Raw genomic sequence first — 22596 nt, forward strand, 5'->3', positions numbered from 1 at the left:
GCCCCTTTAAATTAATTACCTAATCGCTCAACTAGCTCTACGCGCCGGTTTAGCTGACGACCCAAATCATTTTTATTATTGGCAGCTGGCGCATAAGGGCCTACACCATAACCAATTAAACGCGACTCTTTAATGCCGTATTGACTCACGAGCGCTTTAACAACCGCTTTAGCTCGCTTAGATGACAACCCTAAATTATATTCTGGGCTCCCTTTATCATCAGTATGACCAACAACGTACAAATTTAAACTGTTATTTTTATTTAAAACATCCGCAATCACTTTTAATGACTCTGCTGACTCTGGCTTAATGTCTGATTTATCATGATCAAAGTAAATACCATAAATGGCTGCTTTACCTTTTTGTTCTAGCTGCTTTAACACCTGGTCCGGATTGGTTTTAACTAAATCTCCTTGTAAAGGCTCTGTTCGAATTATAACAAGCTGCACTCGCGTAGTGCCTTGGTAATTACCCACAAAAAATGCAACATAGGTTGTTTGATTTTCTGTGGTGCTTTTCATTAACTGATAGCGCGGCTGACGATAATAGTTATAAACTTGTTTTACCGACAAGTGATCACCAAGTGCTTGTATTGCCTTACGGTCGTCACCACATGCTTGACGTTCGCAACTAAATACCGTTTCAAAGCCTTCTTTTGTTAAGGCAGACACATAGTTATGAAAAACCTTAAGGGTTGATACTTTTCTAATTTCATAAGTAATACGAGTGATATCGCCTGTCACATCTTCAGCAGGTAGCGCTTTGTTTTTACGTTTAAATATTCCTGTTGGTAGTGAAAATTCTTCGTAATCAATTTGCTCGTAGTCTTCAATAAAACTACCAGGATAACGGCTAAGTAATGGATGATCGCTTGAGCCTCTAATATCGTCTTTAGGTGCTTTGGTAACGGGGTTTGATTGCTGTTTTGCAAAAGCAGCTGTATTGGCTTTTATCAGACCTGTTTCAAGCTTTTTAATCGCAATTGAGCTACTCATAACACGCGTTTTACTGTTGTACTGGCCAACAAATAACGACACAGCAAACTCAGGCTTTTCACCTTTAGTGGCAAGTAGATAATATGGCTTACGATGATAATTATAGAGCTGAAAGTAACCGACTTCCACTGCAAAATCACTGCTGTCACCGCAAGCGTCTAGCTGACAAGAATAAACAATATTAAAACCATCGGTGAGTAAAGCGTGTTTATAGTTTTCAAATACTTTGAGAGTGGCAACATTGTTTATTTCGTACAATGTGTGGTTTACATCGCCAATAAAGTCTTTGTAACTAAATCGCTCTGATGACTTTTTACTGCCATCAAACTGACTCAGTAATTGTGTCTGTTCGCCACTGAGTTTAACCGACTTTTCAACGTTACTATTTGGATAAGGTGATAGCCATTGATTAGCAGATACCGCATTGCAAAATGCTAATGTTACCACCACCAAAAGATTAAAATATATTTTCACTTTAAGTCCTTTTAATTGATTTTGTACCCAATTAAATACTATGCCAAATAATACTTTTTTATTCAAAGTTTGCTTGTACCCCTTTAAAAATAAATTCACACCCCAAGGTCTTTACTTACAAAGCAATTAGAAGGAGTTTGATATGAAGACCTTAATCATTGGTGCAACGGGTCAAATAGGTAAAATGACCACCGAAAAAATGCTGGCAAGTGGTCATGACGTGGTGGCTTTGGTTCGAGATAAAAGCAAGCTGAGCACGCTTGAAAGTAGTCATTTAACGATTGTCGAGCAAGACCTCGAAAACGATTTTAGTCGCGCCTTCGAAGGCGTTGAACAAGTTATTTTTAGTGCTGGCTCTGGTGGGTCAACGGGTGCAGATAAAACCTTACTGATTGATTTATGGGCTGCAGTAAAAGCGATTAATTATGCGGTCGATGCCAAAGTTAAGCACTTTATTATAGTCAGTTCAATTGGCGCTGACGCCCCAGATAATATCGAAAGCAGTATAAAACCGTATTTAGTTGCAAAACACATGGCTGATCAACATTTGATCAATAGCGAATTAAACTACAGCATAGTCAGACCCGGCACACTGAAAAATGATGCAGCAACGGGATTATTGACAACTACGCGACCTGCAACCCGCCAAGATGCGGTGATCAACCGTGAAGATGTAGCAGATACCCTGCTATACCTTGCTGAACATACACCGAAAAAACCACAAGTGTTTGAATTATTTAATGGTGATAAGTCAATCGACAGTCTACTGAACGATTGATACCAATTTGCTTAATTAAGTGGTCTATTTTGAGGCAAGAAAACCTTGTTGATAGCAAGGCAAAAATTTCGTTATTTAGTTGTTTAAATCAGAAATTTTTAACGCAGATAGCGACAGGTTTAATCCCTCAAAATGATTAAGTATTATTGCGGATTGGTATGAATACGTATGCATAAGAAATAAGATTGAGAAAGCGCGTAAAGCACTTTAGTTTATTGTTTACATAATAATAACAAAGGTGCTTTATGCGTCATTTTGCTTTTCTTTTTTGCTTTGCTTTTACATCGGCTTGTTATGCCGCACCGGTAAAAGTACAGAGCTACAGTGGCGATACCTCCCTTCCCCACAAATTATTGATCAGCGCCATTGAACGGGCTGGCTTAGATTATGTTCACCCTTACGAAACCAATAAAGATATCTCTAACGCGCGTATCCTAAACGATGTAAAAAACAACCAGCTTGATGTGATGTGGAGCATGACATCAACTCAGTTAGAGCAAGATTATCAGGCCGTTTATATTCCTTTGTTTCGTGGCTTACTTGGCATGCGAGTAGCAATTGTAAAAGCTCAAAACCGCGAGCTGTTTAGCTCGGTAAATAGCTTGCAAGATTTAAAACGCTTCACCGCTGGGCAAGGTAAAACTTGGCCAGATACTAAAATATTAAAAGCGAACCAATTGCCCGTTGTTACCACATTAAAATACCCTAACTTATTCCCTATGCTTGAAGGCGAGCGTTTTGATTACTTCCCACGTGGTGTGAATGAGCCTTGGGATGAAATTGCCAACCACTCAGAACTTAACCTTACGGTTGAACCAAACTTGGTAATTAAATACACCGCCCCTCTTTACTTTTTCGTCAACAAAAACAATCACACACTACACAAGCAATTAAATGATGCCCTAAAAGAGATGATTGAAGATGGCACATTTAACGCGATGTTTTTGGCAGACAGCCAAGTACAAATGGTTTTATCAAAAGCCAACTTAAGCTCGCGTCGCGTTATTGAGCTAGATAACCCAACGTTATCGTCGAACACACCCAATAAAAATAGCCCTTTGTGGTTTAACCCATTTCAATGAGCGCACAATGAAATCATTAAAATATAAAATGACCTTGGCACTGTCTTTGTGCCTTTTACTTAGCGTGATCTTCGTGATCAGCGCAAACTACCTACTTGCAAAATCGAATCAAACACAACAATGGCAAGAAGACATCACTGCCCTTAATGAGCAAATGCAGGTTATTTTAGCTGAACCGGTATTCTCTTATGACGAGCCGTTAATCAATCAGATTATTAAAGCCTTTTCGCAAAACAAACATGTACATAGCATTTCTGTGACAGATCATCGTAATAAGCCACTTGCCGCTATCACTAAGCAAAGCAATAACGCATCAGTTAGCAAAACTATTGATTTACACTATTTAGATAATTTAATTGGCCATATAAAAATTGGTTACTCACAACAAGCACTGCATAGCACCATTGCTGAGTCGACACGCACCATGTTTATTACCTTACTGGTCTCTTTTATCGCCTTGGGTGCGGTGATTATTTATATCGTGCGACTGTTAGTGATAAAACCTATCGATAGCGTAAACAGCCTTGTTGATGAAATTGTCAAAGGTGAAGGCGACCTTACAAAACGCATTAGCTATCAATCTAGTGATGAAATTGGCTATTTAGTTGATGGTTTCAATCGATTTATAGCGCAGGTGCAAGAAATCATCACTGAGTTAGGCAGCACAGCCAGCGAGCTTGAAATGATTGCCAGCACAGTAAACGAAGCCTCAGTGCGCTCTAAAAACGAAGCCGAGCTTGAATATAACCGCACAGATTCTGCAACCAATGCGCTTAGTCAGTTAAGTGAGGCAACCAAAGAAATTGCGCAAGGGGCTAATCAAACCGCGCAGCAAACAACCGACGTTCATCGCTTATGCCAACAAGGCGAACAAAACATGAATGCCAATGGCAACATGGTTGACGAATTAGCTGCACAGCTCGACCATACATCAAACGTAGTTAAACAGCTAAACGCCAGCAGTAATGAAATTAGCCAAGTGCTCGATGTTATAAAAAGTATTGCTGAGCAAACCAATTTACTGGCTCTAAATGCTGCTATTGAAGCGGCTCGTGCTGGTGAATCTGGTCGTGGTTTTGCCGTGGTGGCCGATGAAGTAAGAGCGCTTGCTAGTAAAACCTATGATTCAACGTCTGAGATTGAGTCGATTATTATATCGCTACACAATAATACCTCTGACTGCGTAACAGCAACAGAGCAAAGTAAGTCACTCAGCGATAAAGTGAGTCAAGCGAATCAAAAAAGCCAAGCGGTATTTAAAGATATTGCTAAACAAATCAATACCATTAATCAAATGAACGAGAGCGTTGCAGCAAGTTCTGAAGAGCAAACCAGTGTTACCGCTGATATCTTAAATACTATGCAGCTTATTAACCAAGGCGCTAAGAGCCTATCGCAAGAAGCTCAGCACCTTGATAACACCATAGGCCAACTCAATGAATTAGAACATGGCATCGTTGCTAAACTGGGTTTGTTTAAATATTAAAAGCCATGATCCCCTGCCACGCGAGTTGCAGGGAAAGCACTGTTAACACTAAACGAAAAATCTTTTTAAATTTGTCTGACGAAATGCGGTGCAATAACTTAAGGCCAAGCCAAGTGCCTAATGCACCGCTCATTATCATGAGCATAACCAAAGGCAACCACTGCCAAAATGCAAACCCCACAGCCCCATATAAAATCGCTTTTAAGGTATGTTGCACTGTCATACAGCTTGAAAATGTGGCGGTAAATTTAAGCTTATTATAATTATTTACATATAAGCAGCTGCCAACCAAAGGCCCACTTGCTCCTACAAACATCGAGATAAACGTGGTCCAAAGCCCTGCAAGAACGCGCCATAACTTTGAGGTTTCTCTGAGCTTTGGCGTCACACCCCACAGTAAATAAAGCACAAAGGCAGCGACCACTATTTTCATTAATTCAAGCGGTATTGATGTGACAATCGTTGAGGCAACCAACGCCCCGATGACTCCCCCTAAAGAGAAGTACACAAACATCGACGTATCAATATGTTTAAACGTGAATAAAAAGCGATTTGCGTTCGAGCCTAATTGCACTAAACCATGCACAGGAATAACCAAACTCATAGGTAGTATTGATGCCATGATCACCAGCAGCATTAACCCACCACCTGCACCAAAAGCCGCTGAAATCATTGAAGTAAAGCCCGCAACTACAATGAGCATTATTGTGCTGATCGGACTTAATAAATCTCCACCCAAAAACTGCCAACTGATCAAATCCATTGTTCTGCTTTAAATAATGTGTTTAACCTAAAGCTACCATGACTAATCACTATTAGCGACAAATTGGAAAACCCTTTCGACTAAAAGACCATATCAACCAAAAGAGAAGTGCCCCTAAATTCACGACTGGTCAGACTTGTTGTTTATTTTGTCAAGGCGATGGTATATAACTATGCCCACGACACAATAAAATAAAGGCGTAGCATGACACTGATGAATGTAAGTACACAAGGATCTGTTGCTATTTTAACGATGACAACAGCTGAAAATCGCCACAACCCTGCTTTTGCAGAGGCTTTTTTAACTAGCCTTGACGAAATCGAAAGTAACCCTGAGCACAAAGCACTAGTGATCACTTCAAGCAGCGAAAAATCATGGAGTTTGGGCATAGATACTGATTGGCTTATGCCCGCATTAAAAACACAAAAATTTGCAGAAGTAAGTGGCTTTATGTATTCAATGGATGCTGTATTTAAACGCTTATTACTCTTCCCAATGCCAGTTATTGCAGCGATCAATGGCCACGCTTTTGGTAACGGCGCAATTTTATCGTGCGCTTGTGATTTTAGATTTATGCAAAGCGATCGTGGTTTTTTCTGCTTCCCCGAAGTTGACTTATCAATCCCGTTTTTACCGGGCATGCTCGCCTTTATTAAAAAAGCCATTCCAGACTATCGCTTTAACGAGATGATGCTAACAGGGCGCCGCGTTACCGCAGGCGAACTTGCCACTGATCATGTAATCGAACAAGCCTGCCCAGACAACGAAACTTTATTTAATACCGCCCTCGAATTTGCCAGCCAGTTCGATAAAAAACGTGCTATTTTCGCAGAGCACAAAAAGCGCCTACACAAACATATTATCGACACCATTGATATAGAAAACAAACCGATTATTGATGCTGTTCAGTTGGTTGTTTAGAAAACAATCGCTGTAACTGGACAAAGGTGTCTTCGAGTTGAAGGCACCTAAAACCAAATCATTAAAAATAAAATAAAAAACAACCCAATTAACCCAGATAAAACTCAAAAGCGGTTTTAACAAACCTAATAAAAAGAAACTAGAATTTTTTATAGAAAGCTCCAACCCCACCATAAATATTACTTATTTTTATAATAAAACACCCAAAAAACTTGATTAAAAAACAAACGATGACAACTTTTATATTTACCAATATAAAAGGAGTTATAATCATGCTTTCGAATTTAATCATATGTACTAGAGATACCAAAAAGAAAGGTAAAAAAGAGTTTTTCATTTCAGAACCAGGTGCTACTAGATATCTAGAAGTAAACGATGGAAATTTTAATCCCCACCCTACTGAAACAGCTTTAAATAGAGGTGACTGGCTTGAAAAAGTAATTAACAGAGCAACTAATAATAGGAAAAGAGTTCACCCCAAGGGACACCCACTTGAAGGGTATACCTACGGTGACATCCTAATATTTGTACATGGATATAATAATAGTATTAAAGATATTATGATTCGCCATGACTTATTACAAAAGAACTTAAACAAGCTAGGGTTTAAAGGTGCGATAGTTAGTTTCGATTGGCCCAGCGCTAACGCGGCACTAAACTACTTAGAAGACCGAAGCGATGCTCTAAAAACAGCTGAGAGTTTAGTAAAAGACGGCATTATGCTTTTAGCTATGAATCAAGCTAATGAGAATAATCTGAAGTGCGATGTAGATATCCATTTAATTGGCCATAGTACTGGTGCTTATGTAATCCGGGAAGCATTCTACAAAGCAGACCAAAACAGAAAGCTAGAGCGTATAAATTGGAATGTCAGCCAAGTAGCTATTATTGGTGGCGATATTTCAAGAAAATCAATGCAAGGCGATGATAAAAAATCCAGTTCTTTATTCGCTCATGCGACAAGAATTACTAATTACCAAAACCCAAGAGACTCTGCTTTAAAGCTTTCAAATGTTAAACGCTTTGGCACGCAACCACGAGTTGGCCGTGTTGGAGTACCTGATAACAGCCCTTCCAATGTAGTAAATGTCAATGTAGAGAAGCACTGGTTAACATTGGAAAAAGTTAAAAGTAATGCTAACTGGTCACACTCTTGGCATTTCTATGATGATTATTTTTGCGAAGATCTACTTTTTACAATTAATGGTGACTTAGATAGACACTCAATACCAACAAGAGTTGTTGAAAACGGGAAGCTTTATCTTAGAAAAAATTAAAATTCACTTATTTTTAAGTTACTTCACAACATAAGTTGCAAACTTCTTACTATTTAAAGGAGTATATAGTGGACAAGAAAAATAAAGTTTGGAATAGCCTCGAAATAGCAAAACTAATTGTCGGAATTGCCATGCCAATTTCCATAGCTTCTTTTGGAGTAATAACTAATATGACATTACAGGAAAGTAATCATAACTTTAGCTTGAATAAAATTATAATAACCAAGAGAGCAGAAATATACGAAAAAATCGGAAAAAAGCTAAACAATATATATTGCTATATTGAAGAAGTGGGCGAATATAAAGATATGACTCCAGAAACAATCTTAAAAGATCGCAGAGACTTAAATAGTAAAATGCATTCACATAGAGCTTTTTGGTCACCTGAAACATTTGACTTATACTTAAACTATATGGACAGGGAAGCTTTTGCTCTATGGCAAGGAGAAGTAACAGATGCTCGTATAAAAGATGACCCAGGACAAAAAAGGTCTCTGCCCTCTTGGCAAGAAGATTGGAATAATAGATTTACAGGGATGGAAAGTCCGACTCACAAACAATCTTATGAGTTACTTTTAAACTCCATAGCAAGTGATTTAGGAATAAATAACTCTCGTTAAAATAGTCCAACGAATCTGGCCCTGAATTTAAACACCTTAATGGGTAATTTAATTTCTAAAGACAATAAAAAAGGCCGCTCTGAGAGCAGCCTTTTTCATATTTGGTGGAGCTGGGGGGATTTGAACCCCCGTCCGAAAAGCCTCGACCTTTGGTACTACATGCTTAGTATCGTCTTTTAGTTAACCTTATACAGCTCGGACGAACACGATCTGCAAAGGCGAGGCCGCTTAGTTTTAGCCCTTCAACCCCGGCCAGGGTTTCCGTAGCGAGTCCGTGTAGGGTGACACTTCAGAACCGGGTCCACAGACATACACCGGAGAAGTGCTAGCGGGCTATTATGCCGCTAGAGCGTAGTTATCGTCGTTTGCGATTACTTTAAATTGCGGCTTTTTTACGAGGCCAACCGCACCTCGACATGCACCTCGGGCGTCTTGAATTCCGTCGAATCCTAATCAGCCCCTGAATTTGGTATCTCATTCAGAGTGTTCACGCAGTATAACTGAGTAGCCTATTCATACTCAAGGTATTAATCGGGAAATTTTTGCTAAGTGCCTTTAGATGCTGAATTTTTAAGCAAGAAAAGTCTCTTTTTATACATATTTTTACATTTAATGCATACATTATCTTAACATAGTACAAAAGTTGTGCTGAAATAGGAAACGTTGTTACCCTTCTCTAAAATAACCTGTAACAACACATAACTATAATAACAGGCAGTTTTTTACAGGGCTTTTCAGATGTCGATGTTTTCATTCGATGAACAAAGCGGCTATGTCTCTTTGTGTGAGCATCCTCGAGATGCGGGTTTTCCAACTACCAGTACTCAGTTAATTGAATTACTTGAGCAGTCTCCTTATGCCAGCTACGAATATATTGATGCTAATATTGGCAAGTTGTTTACACCGAGCAGCCAATATCAAACCCAATCTTTGGTAGTTGCTAAAGCGGTTGATGCTCATCTTGAAGTTAAAGTCGATGCTAAAAACATGGTGGTTGAAGCAAATCTAACAACGGCGCGTGGCGGTCAAATTGTAAGTATGGATATGGCTCAAGAGGTACTTGCAGAAGCAGGTGTTATTAAAGGCATTAGTATGCGCGCCCTCGATACATTCTTAGGCCAACAATTTAAACAACCACCAGGCGCGCATTACAGCGCAATAGTAGCCCATGGCAGAATGCCCAAAGAAGGCACTGATGCTAAATTCGTTCGTTTATGCTCAACAGCACAAGACCGCGTACTGAGCCCACAAGCTACCTCTGGCGGTAAAGTCGATATGCGTAATTTGGGTGCCATTATTACCGTTAAACCTGGCACACCATTGATGCAAAGAGTTGCTGCAACACCCGGTGAAGATGGCTTTACGGTATTTGGTGATGTAATGCCTGCAAAACCCGGTAAAGACTTCCCTCTTGAGCCATTCGAAGGGACGCGTATTGATCCAAATAATAGTGATATGCTGATTGCCGATGCTAAGGGTGTGCCTGTTGCCCTACCCCGCGGTATGCGAGTTGATGATGTATTGTGTTTTCATCATGTTGATGTAAGTACTGGTCATGTGGAGTTTGATGGCAGTGTCATTATCAGTGGTGATGTAAAAGATGGAATGCGAGTTAAAGCCACGGGTGATATCACCGTATTAGGTTTTGTTGAATCAGCCACAATTGAGAGTAAAAGTGAAGTCACCGTTATGCTAGGGGCTGTTGGTAGAAAACGTGAGAACGTCGAAAATTTTACTTGCAACATAACGGCTTCGCGCACTATTTCTGTTGGTTATGCTCAGTACTGCCATATAAAAACAGAGCAAGATTTATTCATCGAGCGCCAAGCCTTACATTGTGATTTAAGCGCTCGCCGCCTAATTCGTGTTGGCAAAGCCAACAATCCGCGAGGCAAAATTATTGGGGGTAATATTTTAGATGCCATGCGAATTGAAACTGGCGAGCTCGGGGCACCATCTGGTACTAAAACAAGAGTATTCATTGCTCAGTACTGGCATGATTTACGCCAGAAGCAGCAACAAATTAATGATTTTGAAAAGTTATTAGCAACGAAAGCAGCTGCTTTACAACAAGCGCGAAAAAAAGCCAATAAAATATCAGACCCAGCCCAGCGTGCTCATTATATTAATAAGATCACAGCCAGCGAGCAGCAGATTAAAATAAAATCGGCAAATACAAAGAAAAAGAAACACTTAGTCAAAACTAAGATTGCCCGCTTATTAGCAACAAGTCGTTTAAAAGTGAATGAATTAATGCATCCTGGGGTGGAACTTAAGATTGCGCAAGAGAGTAAACAGTTTTCACGTATTTACCCTCCTAACATGGTGCGGTTTTTTGAAGGAAAGATCACTCAGTCGTTTTAGCGGCTGAGTCTTGCTCTTCTTCTGTTGCTTCAGTTTCAGGCAATGGCCAACCACCTAGTTGTTGCCAGCGGTTTACAATTAAACAAAACAATTCTGCTGTGCGCTCGGTATCATAAAGTGCTGAGTGAGCTTGTTTATTGTCAAACTCAATACCGGCAGTTCTACACGCTTTGGCTAAAACAGTTTGACCTAATGCAAGCCCCGCAAGTGATGTGGTATCAAAGCTAACAAATGGATGAAATGGCGTACGTTTAATTTTACAACGCTCAATTGCTGCATTTAAAAAGCCATGATCAAACGCTGCATTATGGGCCACTACAACTGAACGCTGACAACCTGCTGCTTTTTGTGCCTTACGCACTACTTTGCAGATTTCTTTAATCGCCTCTTCCTCAGGTACAGCGCCACGAAGTGCAGAGAAAGGGTCAATACCATTAAACTCAATGGCTGCTTGTTCGATATTAGCGCCTTCAAATGGCTCAACATGAAAATGCACAGTATGATCAATACTTAACACGCCATCGTCATCCATTTTAAGTACAGATGCAGCAATTTCTAATAACGCATCGGTCTCTTTGTTAAAACCTGCGGTTTCAACATCAATCACAACAGGAAAAAAGCCACGAAAGCGTTTTGCGAAAAGAGTTTGTTCAGTATTTTCCATAGTCTTCTTGGTTTGCCAGTGTAAGCTGGCTATTATGTCAAAAACCACGGCTACTCTGCTAGAGTAAATAGTGTGAAATCGCAGATTCTTACTTAGCTTTTAGGCACATTACTTGCTTTAAAATAATCAGCTAGCCCAGTGTTTAGAGTTCTTATGCTATTAAACACAAAAATTGCCAATTATTTGGCATTGATGATTTGTTGGAGAATTACCGTGATGAAGCTTTCATTACTTCCTTTAAGCCTAGGCCTATTAACCTCAGTTGCAAGTATAAATGCACACGCAGCCATGCGTGAGTATACAGCTAATGCTGACATGTCGAACTGGCAAATGGTTAAAACATCTCGCTTAGAATGCCAATTAAATCATGAAGTTCCTTACTATGGTGAAGCAATTTTCAGCACCACTGCCAGTAAAAATAAAGACGTAAACTTTAACCTTGATATGGTCGTACGCCCAGACAACTACAGTATTGCAGGTCTAAAAGCTGTACCTCCTAGTTGGCGTGCAGGAATGCCTGCTCGCGACTTGGCGAATATGAAGCTATTACGTAAGTTTGATGGCGAGCTTGGCAATAAAACCGCTTGGGAAATGCTTACCGAACTTGAAAAAGGTTATCAACCTACATTTTATTACCAAGACTGGCAAAACAGTGCCGATAAAATTGCCGTTGGCTTATCGAGTGTTAACTTTAAACAAGCATATTGGGCGTTTTTACAATGCCGAGATGCTATGCTGCCATACAGCTTTGAGGATATTTCGTTCACAATCATGAATTATGAACCTAATACCAGCAAGCTAACTAAATCATCGCAAAAACGCTTGGATAAAATTGGCGAGTACTTAAAGTACGACACCAACATTGAATCTATTTCAATATCATCTTACACCGATAGCTACGGTGGTCGCTGGAACAACCTAGAGTTATCGAAAAAACGCGCGAAGGCCATTAAAGATTACATTGTTAGTTTAGGGATTGATGAAAGCAAAGTAGATACCGATGGTTACGGTGAAAAGCGCCATGTCGCCAGCAATGACAACATTTTAGACCGAAACAAAAACCGTCGTTTAGTCATTCAAATTGCAAAAATGTAGTAGCCGCCGTAGCGGCTACTTGCCTTAACTCATTTCTACCGACTTCACGCGTTTAAAGCGCTTTAGCCACTTATCGCCAAACTGAAAAAACGCTAGGCTAACCATAATGATTGTCGCGCCAACAATCAGTGCTTGGTCAATTGGTTCAGCGTTAAGCAAACCACCAATCGCGATTGCAAAACTTGGCGTGATCAAAGTTGTTAACGCTACTGTGCTGGCGTTCAACTTTTGCAAGACATGAAAATAAGCCAGCGCACCTATTAATGAACCAAACACGCCTAAGTAAACAATTGAGTACAGTGACTTTGCACTCCATACTTGGCTATTTAGTTGACCATCGACAAGCAACCAAGTAATAAAAAACAGTGGGGTTACAAATACCAAAGCACCAAATGTTGTAGCCATTGGGTGAATAGCTATTCTTACTCGCTTGATCATCACACCACTTAAGCTAAAAAAGCACACTGCCATAAACACATATAACAGGCCACTTAACTGCTCTACTCCACCTTGAATATGGCGTTGGCTCACTAAAAACAAACCAATTAAGGCACAGCCAAGTGCGCTAAGCTTAATGGCACTAAACTTAGGCTCGTTCAGAATCTTTTGCGCAAGTAAGCCCGATAAAATCGGTGCAAGGCCAAACATCAATGATATTAAGCCTGAAGGCACAGTTTTAGCAGCCATGTAGCTTAATAACATACCACCAAAAATACCTATGCTTGAATAGCCATAAAGGAATAAAGCACGCCGATGCCAAGGTACTCGAATATTGGCTACTGCAACGACAAACGAAGCCAACACCAGCCCCACCAGCATGCGTAAAAACACAGCCAGGGTTGGTGCTACTGTTTCACTACTCCAAACAATACCCAGTGGTGTTGTTGACCAAATCACCACCATTAAAAAATATGAGGCTTTAACAGGCACAAGCTTATTCCTTTAAAAAGGCGAAAAAAGCGGAAGAGAATTTAAAAGGGAAATAACCAACCGCTTAGAACGCGGTTAGTAATACTTACTTAATTAACCGCAGCACATAACAGACCACACGACTGACGAAGTCAGGCGCATACAATTGTTTGTTGGTCGTTGGTTTAGCTGCATCATGGTATTTAAAAAGTAAGTTGAAGAAGTTTAAGAATCCGCCTAAATGGTGATTTTGTCAACAGTAATACTCATGCTATTTGGCAAAAAGTGCTTTGCTGATTTCAACAGCCTGTTTGCACATGTAAATCATAGGTTACATTTAATTTCTTTGATTTATAACAAAACTATTTAAGTTTTGTTAAACAAGTTATATCTTGCTTGCCTCTCACGAAGTTTAAGGGTCATAAAGTGCTTAAAAATAAAACAATAGGTAGCATGTTAATTGTTGCTGGCACCACCATAGGTGCAGGGATGCTGGCATTGCCTATAGCCTCTGCAGGGCTTGGTTTCACAACAGCGTTATCACTCATCTTTTTAACTTGGGTTTTAATGACCTACACAGCATTACTGATGCTAGAGCTACATCAATATGCCGACAGAGACGCAACCCTCAATACATTAGCTAAATCATGGTTAGGTAAACGAGGGCAATGGGTGGCAAACTTTTCAGTAATGTTTTTGTTTTACGCATTATGCGCTGCGTATATCGCAGGTGGAGGCGCGCAATTACAAGAAAAGCTCAACAATGGTTTATCGCTTTCTTTAGCGCCACAAGTTGGTTCAGTTATTCTGGCTATTGTGATTGGCACGGTGGTGACACTCGGTACCAGCAAAGTTGATAAGCTTAACCGCGTACTGTTCACGATTAAAGTGTGTGTATTAGCCAGCTTATTTTACATGCTGACGCCTTATGTGCATGGTCAACACTTACTTGAAATGCCGATTGAACAAGGTCTGATTTTATCTGCAATCCCGGTGGTGTTTACCTCGTTTGGTTTTCATGGCTCTATTCCGTCGATTGTGAAATACGTGGGTTTAGATATTAAAACACTTCGTAAAGTGATGGTGGCAGGCGCAGCACTGCCTTTAGTGATTTATATTTTTTGGCAATTACTAAGCCAAGGTATGATGAGTCAAAGCGATTTACTTCAAAGCCAAGGTTTACCTGGGTTTGTTAGCAGTGTCGCTAGCATTGCTCACAGCCCACATGTTGCCACTGCTGTGAACATTTTTGCTGATTTAGCATTAGCTACGTCTTTCTTAGGGGTAAGTTTAGGTTTATTCGACTTTTTTGCTGATGCATTTAAAAAAGGTAATGGCAGTAAAGATCGAATCAAAACCGCCTTGATCACCTTTATTCCACCACTAGGCTTTGCGCTATTCTATCCACAAGGGTTTATCATGGCACTTGGCTACGCCGCCATTGCACTGGTTATCTTAGCGGTGTTTTTACCGGTTGCTATGGTCTATAAGCAACGAAGCAGCAAACCTGATGCGGGTTACCAAGTTAAAGGCGGTAATATTGGTTTAGCACTCGCCGCCCTGTTTGGTGTGCTTATTATTAGTGCTCAAGGTTTACAAATGGCGGGGCTTATTCCAGCTATTGGTTAAACAGCTCATCAAATCGAAAAAAGCACCCTCGGGTGCTTTTTTTGTGTCTGGTTTAAAGTTTAAAGTTTAATTAAAACACCATCGCCTTACCACGGCCAGATGCTTCAGAGGCCGCATCTAATTTACCGTCTTTATTAATGATCACATGCATGTCACCAAAATGGCGCTCATCAAGTGTATAACCCATTTTCTCAAGCGCTTTAACAACCTTTGGTTCAAGACCTGTGTGGTATCTAATCACATTTTTAGGCCATAACTGGTGATGAAAGCGTGGGCTGTCTACCACTTGCTCTGCAGTCATATCAAATTCAACCGCATTTAAAATAGACTCATACACAGAGCTAATAATCGTGGTGCCACCCGGAGAGCCAGTTACCATTTTAACTTTATTATCTTGAAGTAGAATGGTCGGTGTCATTGAGCTTAACATACGTTTATGAGGTTGAATTTCGTTAGCTTTGCCTCCAATTGCACCAAATACATTCATCACACCTGGTTTGGCACTGAAGTCGTCCATTTCATCATTCAAAATAAAACCAGCGCCCGATACAACCACACCACTACCAAAGCTAAGGTTTATCGTCGTGGTATTAGCGACTGCATTGCCCCATTTATCAATAATGGAAAAATGCGTTGTTTGCTCGCTTTCATACAAACCTGGTTTGATATTCTCGGTTGTTGAAATGACATCTGGGCGAATTGTACTTGCTCGTTTAGCAAGGTAATCATCTGCAAGTAGAGCTGTTTTTGGCACTTCATAAAAATCTGGGTCACCTAAATATTCAGCTCTATCAGCAAACACGCGTTTACCTACTTCAGCCAAAATATGTACATACGCTGTAGAGTTGTGTTCAAGATTTTCCTTTGGTTTTGCAAGGTCATACATTTTTAGCCACTGTAAAATAGCAATACCACCAGAACTTGGCGGTGGCGATGTGAGCACTTCGTAACCGCGCCAATTGCCTTTGATTGGTGTACGTGATTTAGCTTGATAGGCTTTTAAGTCTTGCTCGTTAATAATACCGCCATGTTGCTTCATAAAATCAGCAATGATCTTTGCAGTCTCACCTTCATAAAAGCCAGCCTTACCTTGATCACGAATACGTTTCAGTGTGGCGGCAAGTTCCGGCTGCTTGAATACCTTGTTTGCTTTGGCATCAGCAAAGTAATCTGCAAAGTTAATGTTGACCGACTTGTTCGCCATGCGCTTAATGTAACGCTCAATGCTGGCGGCTAATTTGGGATGTACCACAAAACCTTGTTCTGCTAACTTAACTGCAGGCTCTAGCAAAGTTTTCCACTCTAAACTGCCGTGCTTTTGATGTGCAAGCCACATACCAGCAACGCTTCCCGGAACACCGCTTGCGTGAATACCATATACCGACATGTTGTCAATAACATCGCCTTTATCATCAAGGTACATATCGCGATGAGCTGCAGCAGGGGCTGTTTCGCGGTAATCTATAAAATCACCTTTGCCATCTTTTTGGATCAGCATAAAGCCACCACCACCAATGTTACCGGCTTCAGGTAAAGTAACCGCTAATACAAACTGTGCCGCAATTGCCGCATCAACAGCGTTACCGCCCTGCTCTAAAATAGCGCGTGCAGTATCACTGCTGTAACTATCTGGCATAGCGACAGCCGCTTGCTTTGCAAAGCTTAACGGATGAAAGAATATCGCGGTAACGATGAATAGATGTGCCGCGTATTTGACTAAATTTGCCATGGTACTTCCTTTTTCTTGATGTTATTTTGACCATTTAGACATGTGTAACCCTTAAGGTCAATTAGTTACGATTAACTTGCCCAAGCTGCTCTTTAAAACACGAATAAAGTACAGCTGGTATGTCGCCATGCTCATCATTATGCATATAATCCTTTACATGAGTTAGACCCAACTTTTCCATCACTTTTATAGACCCTACATTTTCTTTCAATGCAGTCGCTGAAAGCGATTTAACTACAGGGTCCTGACACACCGTATGCGCAACAGCTAGTGCTGCCTCAGATGCATATCCCTTGCCCCAGCTCATTTGCTTAAAGCGCCAACCAATTTCTAAATCACTGAAATCAGGCTGTTCAAAGAAACCCATAGGCCTTACCAATACCCAACCGATAAAGGTATCGCTGTCGTTGATATTTACTTGCCATAGCCCCCACCCTTTTTGCTCATTTCGATAAGCATTCATACGAGGTATAAATACCTCTTTGATTGTCTCCATACTGCTTACTTTGCCACGAGTTAAATATTTCATTACCTCAGGGTCGTTATCGAGTTCATAAAGTAGATCGGCATCATTTTCATCCATTAACCGAAAACTTAATCGTGCTGTTCTAGCTATATTCATTTTTTATTGCTTATACTGCTTAATAGTTGATTAACCATTAGAGAAAAATATGAACAAATTAGCAAGCTTAGTTTTATTTGGCTGTATTGCCTTAACGGGTTGTGATGATGCAGAGCAAGCCAAAAAAGATGCCAACGAAGCAAAAGATGAAGTAAAGCAGGCGCTAACCGATGCTTGGAGCGATGTAAAAGACGCCACCAATGAGTTTAACGACGACTCGCTGCAAGAGTTACTCGAAGAGAGTAAAAAGATGGGCTTGAGCATGTATGACGACGGTAAAGAAATTGCCTTAGATGCATGGATTGAAAGCAAAGAAGCTGCTGGTGAGCTTTCTGAAAAAACCAAGCAAAAAGCAAAGGAACTTGCTGAAGAATTGAGAGAAGCACGCGAAAAACGCGAGCAAGAGAAAAATAATTAAAAAGAAGGGCAAGTATTTACTTGCCCTTTTTTGTATCAATTAAAGCTCAAATTCTTTTTTGAATTTTAAGCCAAATTCACTGCGGTCATTGCTGCGCATTACACCAACAAAACCAGATTGTTGTAAACGACCCACATCGTATACTTCGTTTAACACGTTCTCACCGTAAAGAGTTACTTCAAAGTCACCATTCGGGTTTAAGTAAGAGATATTAAAACCTACTAATTCACGAGAATCAATGTGTTCACTTTGGTTGTAAACTGATTGGCCTTGCATATCGCTACGGTATGAGTAGTTAGCGTTTACAGCAACTGTGCCACCGTTACTTAAATCAATGAAATAAGAAGGTGCGACCATAACAGTCCAGCGTGGTGTGAGTGCTGGTGAATCACCTTTACCAATACCTAATACACCGTCATCAACTTCTGTAATTTCTGAATCTAGGTAACCAATTGCGCTGCGTAGAGTAAAGTCATCAGTGAATGCGATAGTTGTCTCAAGCTCAATACCTTGTGCTTTAGACTCTCCGGCATTTTCTACGATAGTAACAAAGCCGCCACCTGCAGTTGGATCTGAGAATGGTAATGCAAGGTCTGTGTAGTCAGTAACAAACACAGCAAGCATCATAGATACGTCTTCATGTATCTGACCTTTAAGACCTAGCTCATAGTTAATCGCTTTTGTTTCATCGAAAGAAACAAATTGATCAGGGCCACCAAATGGACGCGGTGGGAAACCACCTGTTTGATAACCTTTTTGGATTTGGCCATACACGTTCATGTTATTGCTAAGCTGGTACGATGCATTTAAATCCCATGTTACTGAATCAAAATCTGCACTTACATATTTACGTGCCGCAAAGGTTGGGAACAAAGCATCGGCTTCTTTTTTATCTTTCGAATAACGTAGACCACCACCTACAGTTAAATCGTCGCTTAGATCATAACTTGCATTAATATAAGCCGCGTATGAGTTAGTCTCTTGATTAATATCAAAGTAACCGTAATCACCAAACGACGCTGTAGTACCATCATTCAGAAAGCCATCTGGTGTATTAAACGGGCTAAATACAAACGGACCAGAGCTTGTGAAACCATCTTCATTAAAGAAGTATAAGCCAGATACAAAATCCATATTATCAAAACTACCGTTTAATTGGATTTCGAATGAATATTGATCTGCGCCGCCTTCTTCAGGGAATTCAGATAAGTTAAGAGCAACAGCGTCATCATCCAGACCACCTTCATACTCTGAGCTACGGTAGCTGGTAATGAACTTAGCTGTGTAAGTATTATTTATGTCCCAATCAGCAGTTAAAGATGACCCCCAGCCTGAGTAAGCTGTCGATTCAATACCTGCTACCGTTGATGCTAAGTCATCAGGATCGCTTGGTAACATATCTTCTGTTAGCAATGGGAAATCACCATTGAACGGGTCATTCGGATCCAGTGGCGCGGTTAATTCAATTGTATATGGCGATTGGCCTGATTCGTTATCAACACCATCAATTGAGAACACAAAAGATAAATCGCTGCTTGCTTGCCATTTAAGCGCCATACGACCGCTTAGTTCTTGCTCTTCACCGATTTCTTTTTCTGGGTTAGCAAGGTTAATCGCTTCACCTACACCATCGCGTTGCTTATAAGACACGCTTGCAGACATGCTTACAGTGTCGGTAAGGCTGTTATTAAAGTAAACGTCACCGGCTAAACGACCACGGCTACCTACTTTTGCCGTTGTCGTTACAATGCCTTCGTCACCAGGTTGCTTAGTAATAATATTTACTGCACCACCTAACGTGTTACGACCATACAAGGTACCTTGTGGACCACGTAATACCTCTACACGCTCAACATTTGGTAATGATAAGTTTGAGCCCATTTGACGGCCTAGGTAAACACCATCTAAGTAAACACCTACACCCGGATCAGTTGTGATCACGTGGTCTTGTAAACCAATACCACGAATAAATACAGATGCATGGGCCGCATTACCTACACCATAACGAGTGATGTTTAGGTTAGGTACGTATTTACCAATGTCTTCTAGGTTGCTCATGTTCGCTTTATCAATCAGGTTTTCGCCGATTGATGTCACTGCAGTTGGCGACTCAAAAATGCTTTCTGTACGCTTACGCGCTGTTACTTCGATTTTTTCGAAAGCATCTTGTTTAGCAGTGGTTTTTTCTTGCTCAGCAAAAGCTGAAGTAGATAATGCAGCAACAATAGCTACAGTTAACTGTGAGAGGTGACGTAATTTCAATTAAAACTCCAAAGGATACCGTGTGTGTGTATTTTTACCCGTAAATTTCAGGCATAAAAAAAGACGCTTAGGTATAAGCATCTTTCCTCTGGAGGGGTATTATATGTCAGTTTTGTGAAAATATGTATATTTTTTTTAATTTTTATCAAAAATTGTATAAATAAACCACATTAACATCTCATTTCAGAATTATAAGTCATCGCAGTCTTTGCAAATAGTAAATAAAAATAAATGTTTAGTTTTGTTTTAGTTCAAGAACCTAACTCCGTAACACAATTTAAATGAACAAACATGAAGCAACCTTTACTAATATTCATATAAATAACGACAATTTTCAGAAATTTCTCGCCTTGTAGGAGGTACTTTCTTCAGCTAATGTTTAATTAAATACTCCTAAGCAATCAAAAGCTAACTAAACATTAATTTGCTCAACATTTTCCTATGTTGGCATTCCATTATTTAAAAGTAATAATCAGGAACACAAATTACTTGTTATCATTTAGCGGTAGTTATTGACGTGAATATGGATTTTCTAATTAATAAAAACGCGGATGATTCTGTATCATCTGTTTTAATTCATCCTTACTGTGTTGCAAGCGATGATAAAACTCTACTACTCAATTACGACTCTTTAGACACTTTGACTAATCGTGAATTAATAAGTGAGTTTATGAAAGCTCATGGATATCATCATCTAGTTATTTTTAACATGCCCCATAGAGCTGACGTTCTATCTCTTAAAGACTGGCCAAAATTGAAAGGGCTATTTTATAAAAACACCAAAACAGATATTTTTGAACAAGGACTGCAAGAAATTAAAAAGGGTTCGCTGTGGTTTCCAAGAACAGTCAGTGATAAATGGATGAGAGAAATGCTGGAAACTGAGCAAAAAAATCAAATCCGATCAAATAACTTAACGTTTAAAGAATCTAAAGTACTTCATTTGCTCTCCTCTGGCGCAACATGCCATCAAATAGCTGATACGTTGTTCATTAGTGAAGCAACTGTTCGAGTTCACCTGCACAAGATATACCAAAAGATTAATGTTAAAAATAAACAAAAAGCTCTACAGTGGTGCAAGAGGAATATTAATAAGATCAATAAGCTTGCAGGCTAATCTGCAGGCGAATTGTACCCCTGTACTGCCGATGAACCACCTTCAACATCCTGACCATTTTGATTAGATGGTAACTGGCACTTAAGCTATGACTGGGTGGTTAATTTTCAAAATCAATATTAACTCGCTAACACAGATAATAATTAACTTATTGCTTTTATGATGAATTCTTATTAAGAGGCTAAATACATTCAAACGATGACTTTCAACTGATTTATACAAAACAGTTAATAAGACTAAAAACACAATTATAAAAATAGTGGCAAAGCATCAAAATGAGGTCATTAAACAACTGTTTTTTGATTGAATAACAAACAAATAATGGTCTATGCTTTTATTTGACCCTATTTTGCAAGGAGCAAATTTTGAAATTACCCACTCCCTTACGAACTGCGATTTTATTGGCTGTTTCAGCGGTTTCATTGGTAGGTTGCCAGCTTACCTCAAGCGAACTTCCCGCAATCAGTGATTCAGGAACAAAAAACTCAGGTCACGTTGTCTGGCACGATTTAATCACCCCCAATTTGGCTCAATCTCAAGCATTTTACGCCAGCGTGTTTGGTTGGCAGTTTAAAGAAGTTAACGACAACTATACACTAGCATCACTTGAGGGTAAGTTAATTGCAGGCATTGCTGAGCTCGATAATAAGCAAAATGCCAGCCATTGGCTGAGCCTTATCAGTAGCAAAGATATAGCTGCTGTCAGTGAAAAAACTATCAAAGCCGGAGGTAAAGTCTTAGTAAGCAGTACCGAAATTAAAGGTCGTGGCACTATTGCTGTATTAGAAGACCCACAAGGGGCTGTATTTTCGCTGATCAATACAGTTAATGGTGACCCAGAAACTCAGCAAACTGATAACGGCTGGATTTGGCAAGAAGTATGGAGTGATAACCCAGATCAAAGCAAAGCCTTTTATCAATCACTTGACAGTTATTCAGCACAAAGTAAACCACTTAACAATGGCAATTACAGTTACTTAGCTTTAAATGGCACACCTGCTATTGGCTTTGTAAAAAAACCAGATGCCGAGATTGGTAACACATGGGTAAATTACATCAAAGTAGCTGATGTTGATGCGACCCTATTAAAAGTAACCGCCGCAGGCGGCATAGTTCTGATGGCACCAAATGACAAAGTCCGTAATGGCAGCGTCGCAATTATTCGTGATCCAGCGGGTGCTGGTATTGTAATTCAGGAGCAAATGTAATGAATAAAAAAATGATTCGCTTAGCTGCTCTTGCGGCTGCACTGTTAGCTTTAAACGCCTGCACCCCCTATGCAAGCCTAGATATTAATGCGCCGTTTAAAGTAGGCCCTGTATATGTTAATCCGAGCATTGGTATTGGCGGTACACTTTAATAAATTATAGGGCTCTGCGTTTTAAACAAAG

At 40.0% G+C, this 22596-nt stretch carries 20 protein-coding genes and 1 other RNA gene; 13 read left to right on the plus strand and 8 right to left on the minus strand.

Features of this window, described 5'->3' with window-relative positions:
- Window positions 1-11: 11 nt before the first annotated feature.
- Entirely contained in the window at window positions 12-1469 is a 1458-nt protein-coding gene (locus QUE86_RS01940; protein ID WP_286258865.1) for an OmpA family protein, read from the minus strand.
- Window positions 1470-1611: 142 nt separating this feature from the next.
- Here QUE86_RS01940 and QUE86_RS01945 point away from each other — a divergent pair, with 142 nt between their 5' ends.
- The 3 genes from QUE86_RS01945 (at window position 1612) to QUE86_RS01955 (ending at window position 4815) form a co-directional block, all read left to right on the plus strand.
- On the plus strand, window positions 1612-2247 hold the full coding sequence (locus QUE86_RS01945) for an SDR family oxidoreductase (protein WP_256854570.1): 636 nt from the start codon (window positions 1612-1614) through the stop codon (window positions 2245-2247).
- A gap of 245 nt (window positions 2248-2492) precedes the next feature.
- Window positions 2493-3329: a substrate-binding periplasmic protein gene (locus QUE86_RS01950; protein WP_286258869.1), complete on the plus strand. Its 837-nt coding sequence runs from the start codon at window positions 2493-2495 to the stop codon at window positions 3327-3329.
- Window positions 3330-3336: 7 nt separating this feature from the next.
- Window positions 3337-4815, plus strand: coding sequence for a methyl-accepting chemotaxis protein (locus QUE86_RS01955; RefSeq protein WP_256854571.1), 1479 nt, complete (start codon window positions 3337-3339; stop codon window positions 4813-4815).
- Here QUE86_RS01955 and QUE86_RS01960 read toward each other — a convergent pair.
- The gene (locus QUE86_RS01960) at window positions 4805-5578 is read right to left on the minus strand and encodes a sulfite exporter TauE/SafE family protein (protein WP_130051145.1); all 774 of its coding nucleotides are present in this window, start codon (window positions 5576-5578) and stop codon (window positions 4805-4807) included. The two genes, QUE86_RS01955 and QUE86_RS01960, sit on opposite strands and share 11 nt — an antisense overlap.
- Before the next feature lie 204 nt (window positions 5579-5782).
- Between QUE86_RS01960 and QUE86_RS01965 the strand changes: the two genes are divergently transcribed.
- From QUE86_RS01965 to QUE86_RS01975, 3 genes are all read left to right on the plus strand, one after another.
- Window positions 5783-6499, plus strand: a complete 717-nt coding sequence (locus tag QUE86_RS01965; protein ID WP_286258872.1) for an enoyl-CoA hydratase/isomerase family protein — start codon at window positions 5783-5785, stop codon at window positions 6497-6499.
- A 272-nt stretch (window positions 6500-6771) separates the two neighbouring features.
- Window positions 6772-7776 (plus strand): alpha/beta hydrolase, encoded by a 1005-nt coding sequence (locus tag QUE86_RS01970; RefSeq protein ID WP_286258874.1) that lies wholly within the window; start codon window positions 6772-6774, stop codon window positions 7774-7776.
- A gap of 68 nt (window positions 7777-7844) precedes the next feature.
- Window positions 7845-8396, plus strand: coding sequence for a hypothetical protein (locus QUE86_RS01975; protein ID WP_167658337.1), 552 nt, complete (start codon window positions 7845-7847; stop codon window positions 8394-8396).
- Window positions 8397-8498: 102 nt separating this feature from the next.
- Here the strand turns inward: QUE86_RS01975 and ssrA are convergent.
- Window positions 8499-8857, minus strand: a transfer-messenger RNA (tmRNA) gene (gene ssrA / locus QUE86_RS01980).
- Between the two features lie 277 nt (window positions 8858-9134).
- Here ssrA and QUE86_RS01985 point away from each other — a divergent pair.
- Window positions 9135-10760, plus strand: coding sequence for a flagellar assembly protein A (locus QUE86_RS01985; RefSeq protein WP_178927181.1), 1626 nt, complete (start codon window positions 9135-9137; stop codon window positions 10758-10760).
- Here QUE86_RS01985 and rnt read toward each other — a convergent pair.
- Entirely contained in the window at window positions 10744-11424 is a 681-nt protein-coding gene (gene rnt / locus QUE86_RS01990) for a ribonuclease T (RefSeq protein WP_130051102.1), read from the minus strand. The genes QUE86_RS01985 and rnt overlap by 17 nt on opposite strands.
- A gap of 216 nt (window positions 11425-11640) precedes the next feature.
- Between rnt and QUE86_RS01995 the strand changes: the two genes are divergently transcribed.
- Window positions 11641-12519, plus strand: a complete 879-nt coding sequence (locus QUE86_RS01995; protein WP_178927490.1) for a flagellar protein MotY — start codon at window positions 11641-11643, stop codon at window positions 12517-12519.
- Between the two features lie 24 nt (window positions 12520-12543).
- On the opposite strand, the gene QUE86_RS02000 is transcribed toward QUE86_RS01995, so the two are convergent.
- On the minus strand, window positions 12544-13449 hold the full coding sequence (locus QUE86_RS02000) for a DMT family transporter (protein ID WP_178927182.1): 906 nt from the start codon (window positions 13447-13449) through the stop codon (window positions 12544-12546).
- Between the two features lie 405 nt (window positions 13450-13854).
- Between QUE86_RS02000 and QUE86_RS02005 the strand changes: the two genes are divergently transcribed.
- On the plus strand, window positions 13855-15057 hold the full coding sequence (locus QUE86_RS02005) for an aromatic amino acid transport family protein (protein WP_167658340.1): 1203 nt from the start codon (window positions 13855-13857) through the stop codon (window positions 15055-15057).
- 70 nt (window positions 15058-15127) lie between these two features.
- Here the strand turns inward: QUE86_RS02005 and ggt are convergent, their stop codons facing one another.
- Window positions 15128-16786, minus strand: coding sequence for a gamma-glutamyltransferase (gene ggt / locus QUE86_RS02010; RefSeq protein ID WP_286258880.1), 1659 nt, complete (start codon window positions 16784-16786; stop codon window positions 15128-15130).
- Window positions 16787-16847: 61 nt separating this feature from the next.
- Entirely contained in the window at window positions 16848-17408 is a 561-nt protein-coding gene (locus tag QUE86_RS02015; RefSeq protein ID WP_130051098.1) for a GNAT family N-acetyltransferase, read from the minus strand.
- 49 nt (window positions 17409-17457) lie between these two features.
- Here QUE86_RS02015 and QUE86_RS02020 point away from each other — a divergent pair, with 49 nt between their 5' ends.
- Window positions 17458-17826: a hypothetical protein gene (locus tag QUE86_RS02020; protein ID WP_130051097.1), complete on the plus strand. Its 369-nt coding sequence runs from the start codon at window positions 17458-17460 to the stop codon at window positions 17824-17826.
- A gap of 39 nt (window positions 17827-17865) precedes the next feature.
- Here QUE86_RS02020 and QUE86_RS02025 read toward each other — a convergent pair whose 3' ends face one another.
- A complete protein-coding gene (locus tag QUE86_RS02025) occupies window positions 17866-20088 on the minus strand; it encodes a TonB-dependent receptor (protein WP_286258883.1) in 2223 nt (740 codons plus the stop codon).
- A gap of 523 nt (window positions 20089-20611) precedes the next feature.
- Here QUE86_RS02025 and QUE86_RS02030 point away from each other — a divergent pair.
- The 3 genes from QUE86_RS02030 (at window position 20612) to QUE86_RS02040 (ending at window position 22565) form a co-directional block, all read left to right on the plus strand.
- Window positions 20612-21205, plus strand: a complete 594-nt coding sequence (locus QUE86_RS02030) for a helix-turn-helix transcriptional regulator (RefSeq protein WP_205987928.1) — start codon at window positions 20612-20614, stop codon at window positions 21203-21205.
- 365 nt (window positions 21206-21570) lie between these two features.
- Window positions 21571-22413 (plus strand): VOC family protein, encoded by an 843-nt coding sequence (locus QUE86_RS02035; RefSeq protein ID WP_130051095.1) that lies wholly within the window; start codon window positions 21571-21573, stop codon window positions 22411-22413.
- A complete protein-coding gene (locus QUE86_RS02040) occupies window positions 22413-22565 on the plus strand; it encodes a hypothetical protein (RefSeq protein ID WP_167658344.1) in 153 nt (50 codons plus the stop codon). Before QUE86_RS02035 ends, QUE86_RS02040 begins: the two co-directional genes overlap by 1 nt.
- Window positions 22566-22596: the final 31 nt, after the last annotated feature.

Origin of the sequence: Pseudoalteromonas apostichopi, from assembly GCF_030297135.1 — a bacterium.
Classification (GTDB): domain Bacteria; phylum Pseudomonadota; class Gammaproteobacteria; order Enterobacterales; family Alteromonadaceae; genus Pseudoalteromonas; species Pseudoalteromonas apostichopi.

Coding starts and splice junctions, on each gene's coding strand:
- QUE86_RS02030 (WP_205987928.1), top strand. CDS start 20,612: ATGGATTTTCTAATTAATAAAAACGCGGATGATTCTGTATCATCTGTT.
- QUE86_RS01955 (WP_256854571.1), top strand. CDS start 3,337: ATGAAATCATTAAAATATAAAATGACCTTGGCACTGTCTTTGTGCCTT.
- QUE86_RS01970 (WP_286258874.1), top strand. CDS start 6,772: ATGCTTTCGAATTTAATCATATGTACTAGAGATACCAAAAAGAAAGGT.
- rnt (WP_130051102.1), bottom strand. CDS start 11,424: ATGGAAAATACTGAACAAACTCTTTTCGCAAAACGCTTTCGTGGCTTT.
- QUE86_RS01945 (WP_256854570.1), top strand. CDS start 1,612: ATGAAGACCTTAATCATTGGTGCAACGGGTCAAATAGGTAAAATGACC.
- QUE86_RS02015 (WP_130051098.1), bottom strand. CDS start 17,408: ATGAATATAGCTAGAACAGCACGATTAAGTTTTCGGTTAATGGATGAA.
- QUE86_RS02020 (WP_130051097.1), top strand. CDS start 17,458: ATGAACAAATTAGCAAGCTTAGTTTTATTTGGCTGTATTGCCTTAACG.
- QUE86_RS01995 (WP_178927490.1), top strand. CDS start 11,641: ATGAAGCTTTCATTACTTCCTTTAAGCCTAGGCCTATTAACCTCAGTT.
- QUE86_RS02040 (WP_167658344.1), top strand. CDS start 22,413: ATGAATAAAAAAATGATTCGCTTAGCTGCTCTTGCGGCTGCACTGTTA.
- QUE86_RS01950 (WP_286258869.1), top strand. CDS start 2,493: ATGCGTCATTTTGCTTTTCTTTTTTGCTTTGCTTTTACATCGGCTTGT.
- QUE86_RS01960 (WP_130051145.1), bottom strand. CDS start 5,578: ATGGATTTGATCAGTTGGCAGTTTTTGGGTGGAGATTTATTAAGTCCG.
- ggt (WP_286258880.1), bottom strand. CDS start 16,786: ATGGCAAATTTAGTCAAATACGCGGCACATCTATTCATCGTTACCGCG.
- QUE86_RS01965 (WP_286258872.1), top strand. CDS start 5,783: ATGACACTGATGAATGTAAGTACACAAGGATCTGTTGCTATTTTAACG.
- QUE86_RS01985 (WP_178927181.1), top strand. CDS start 9,135: ATGTCGATGTTTTCATTCGATGAACAAAGCGGCTATGTCTCTTTGTGT.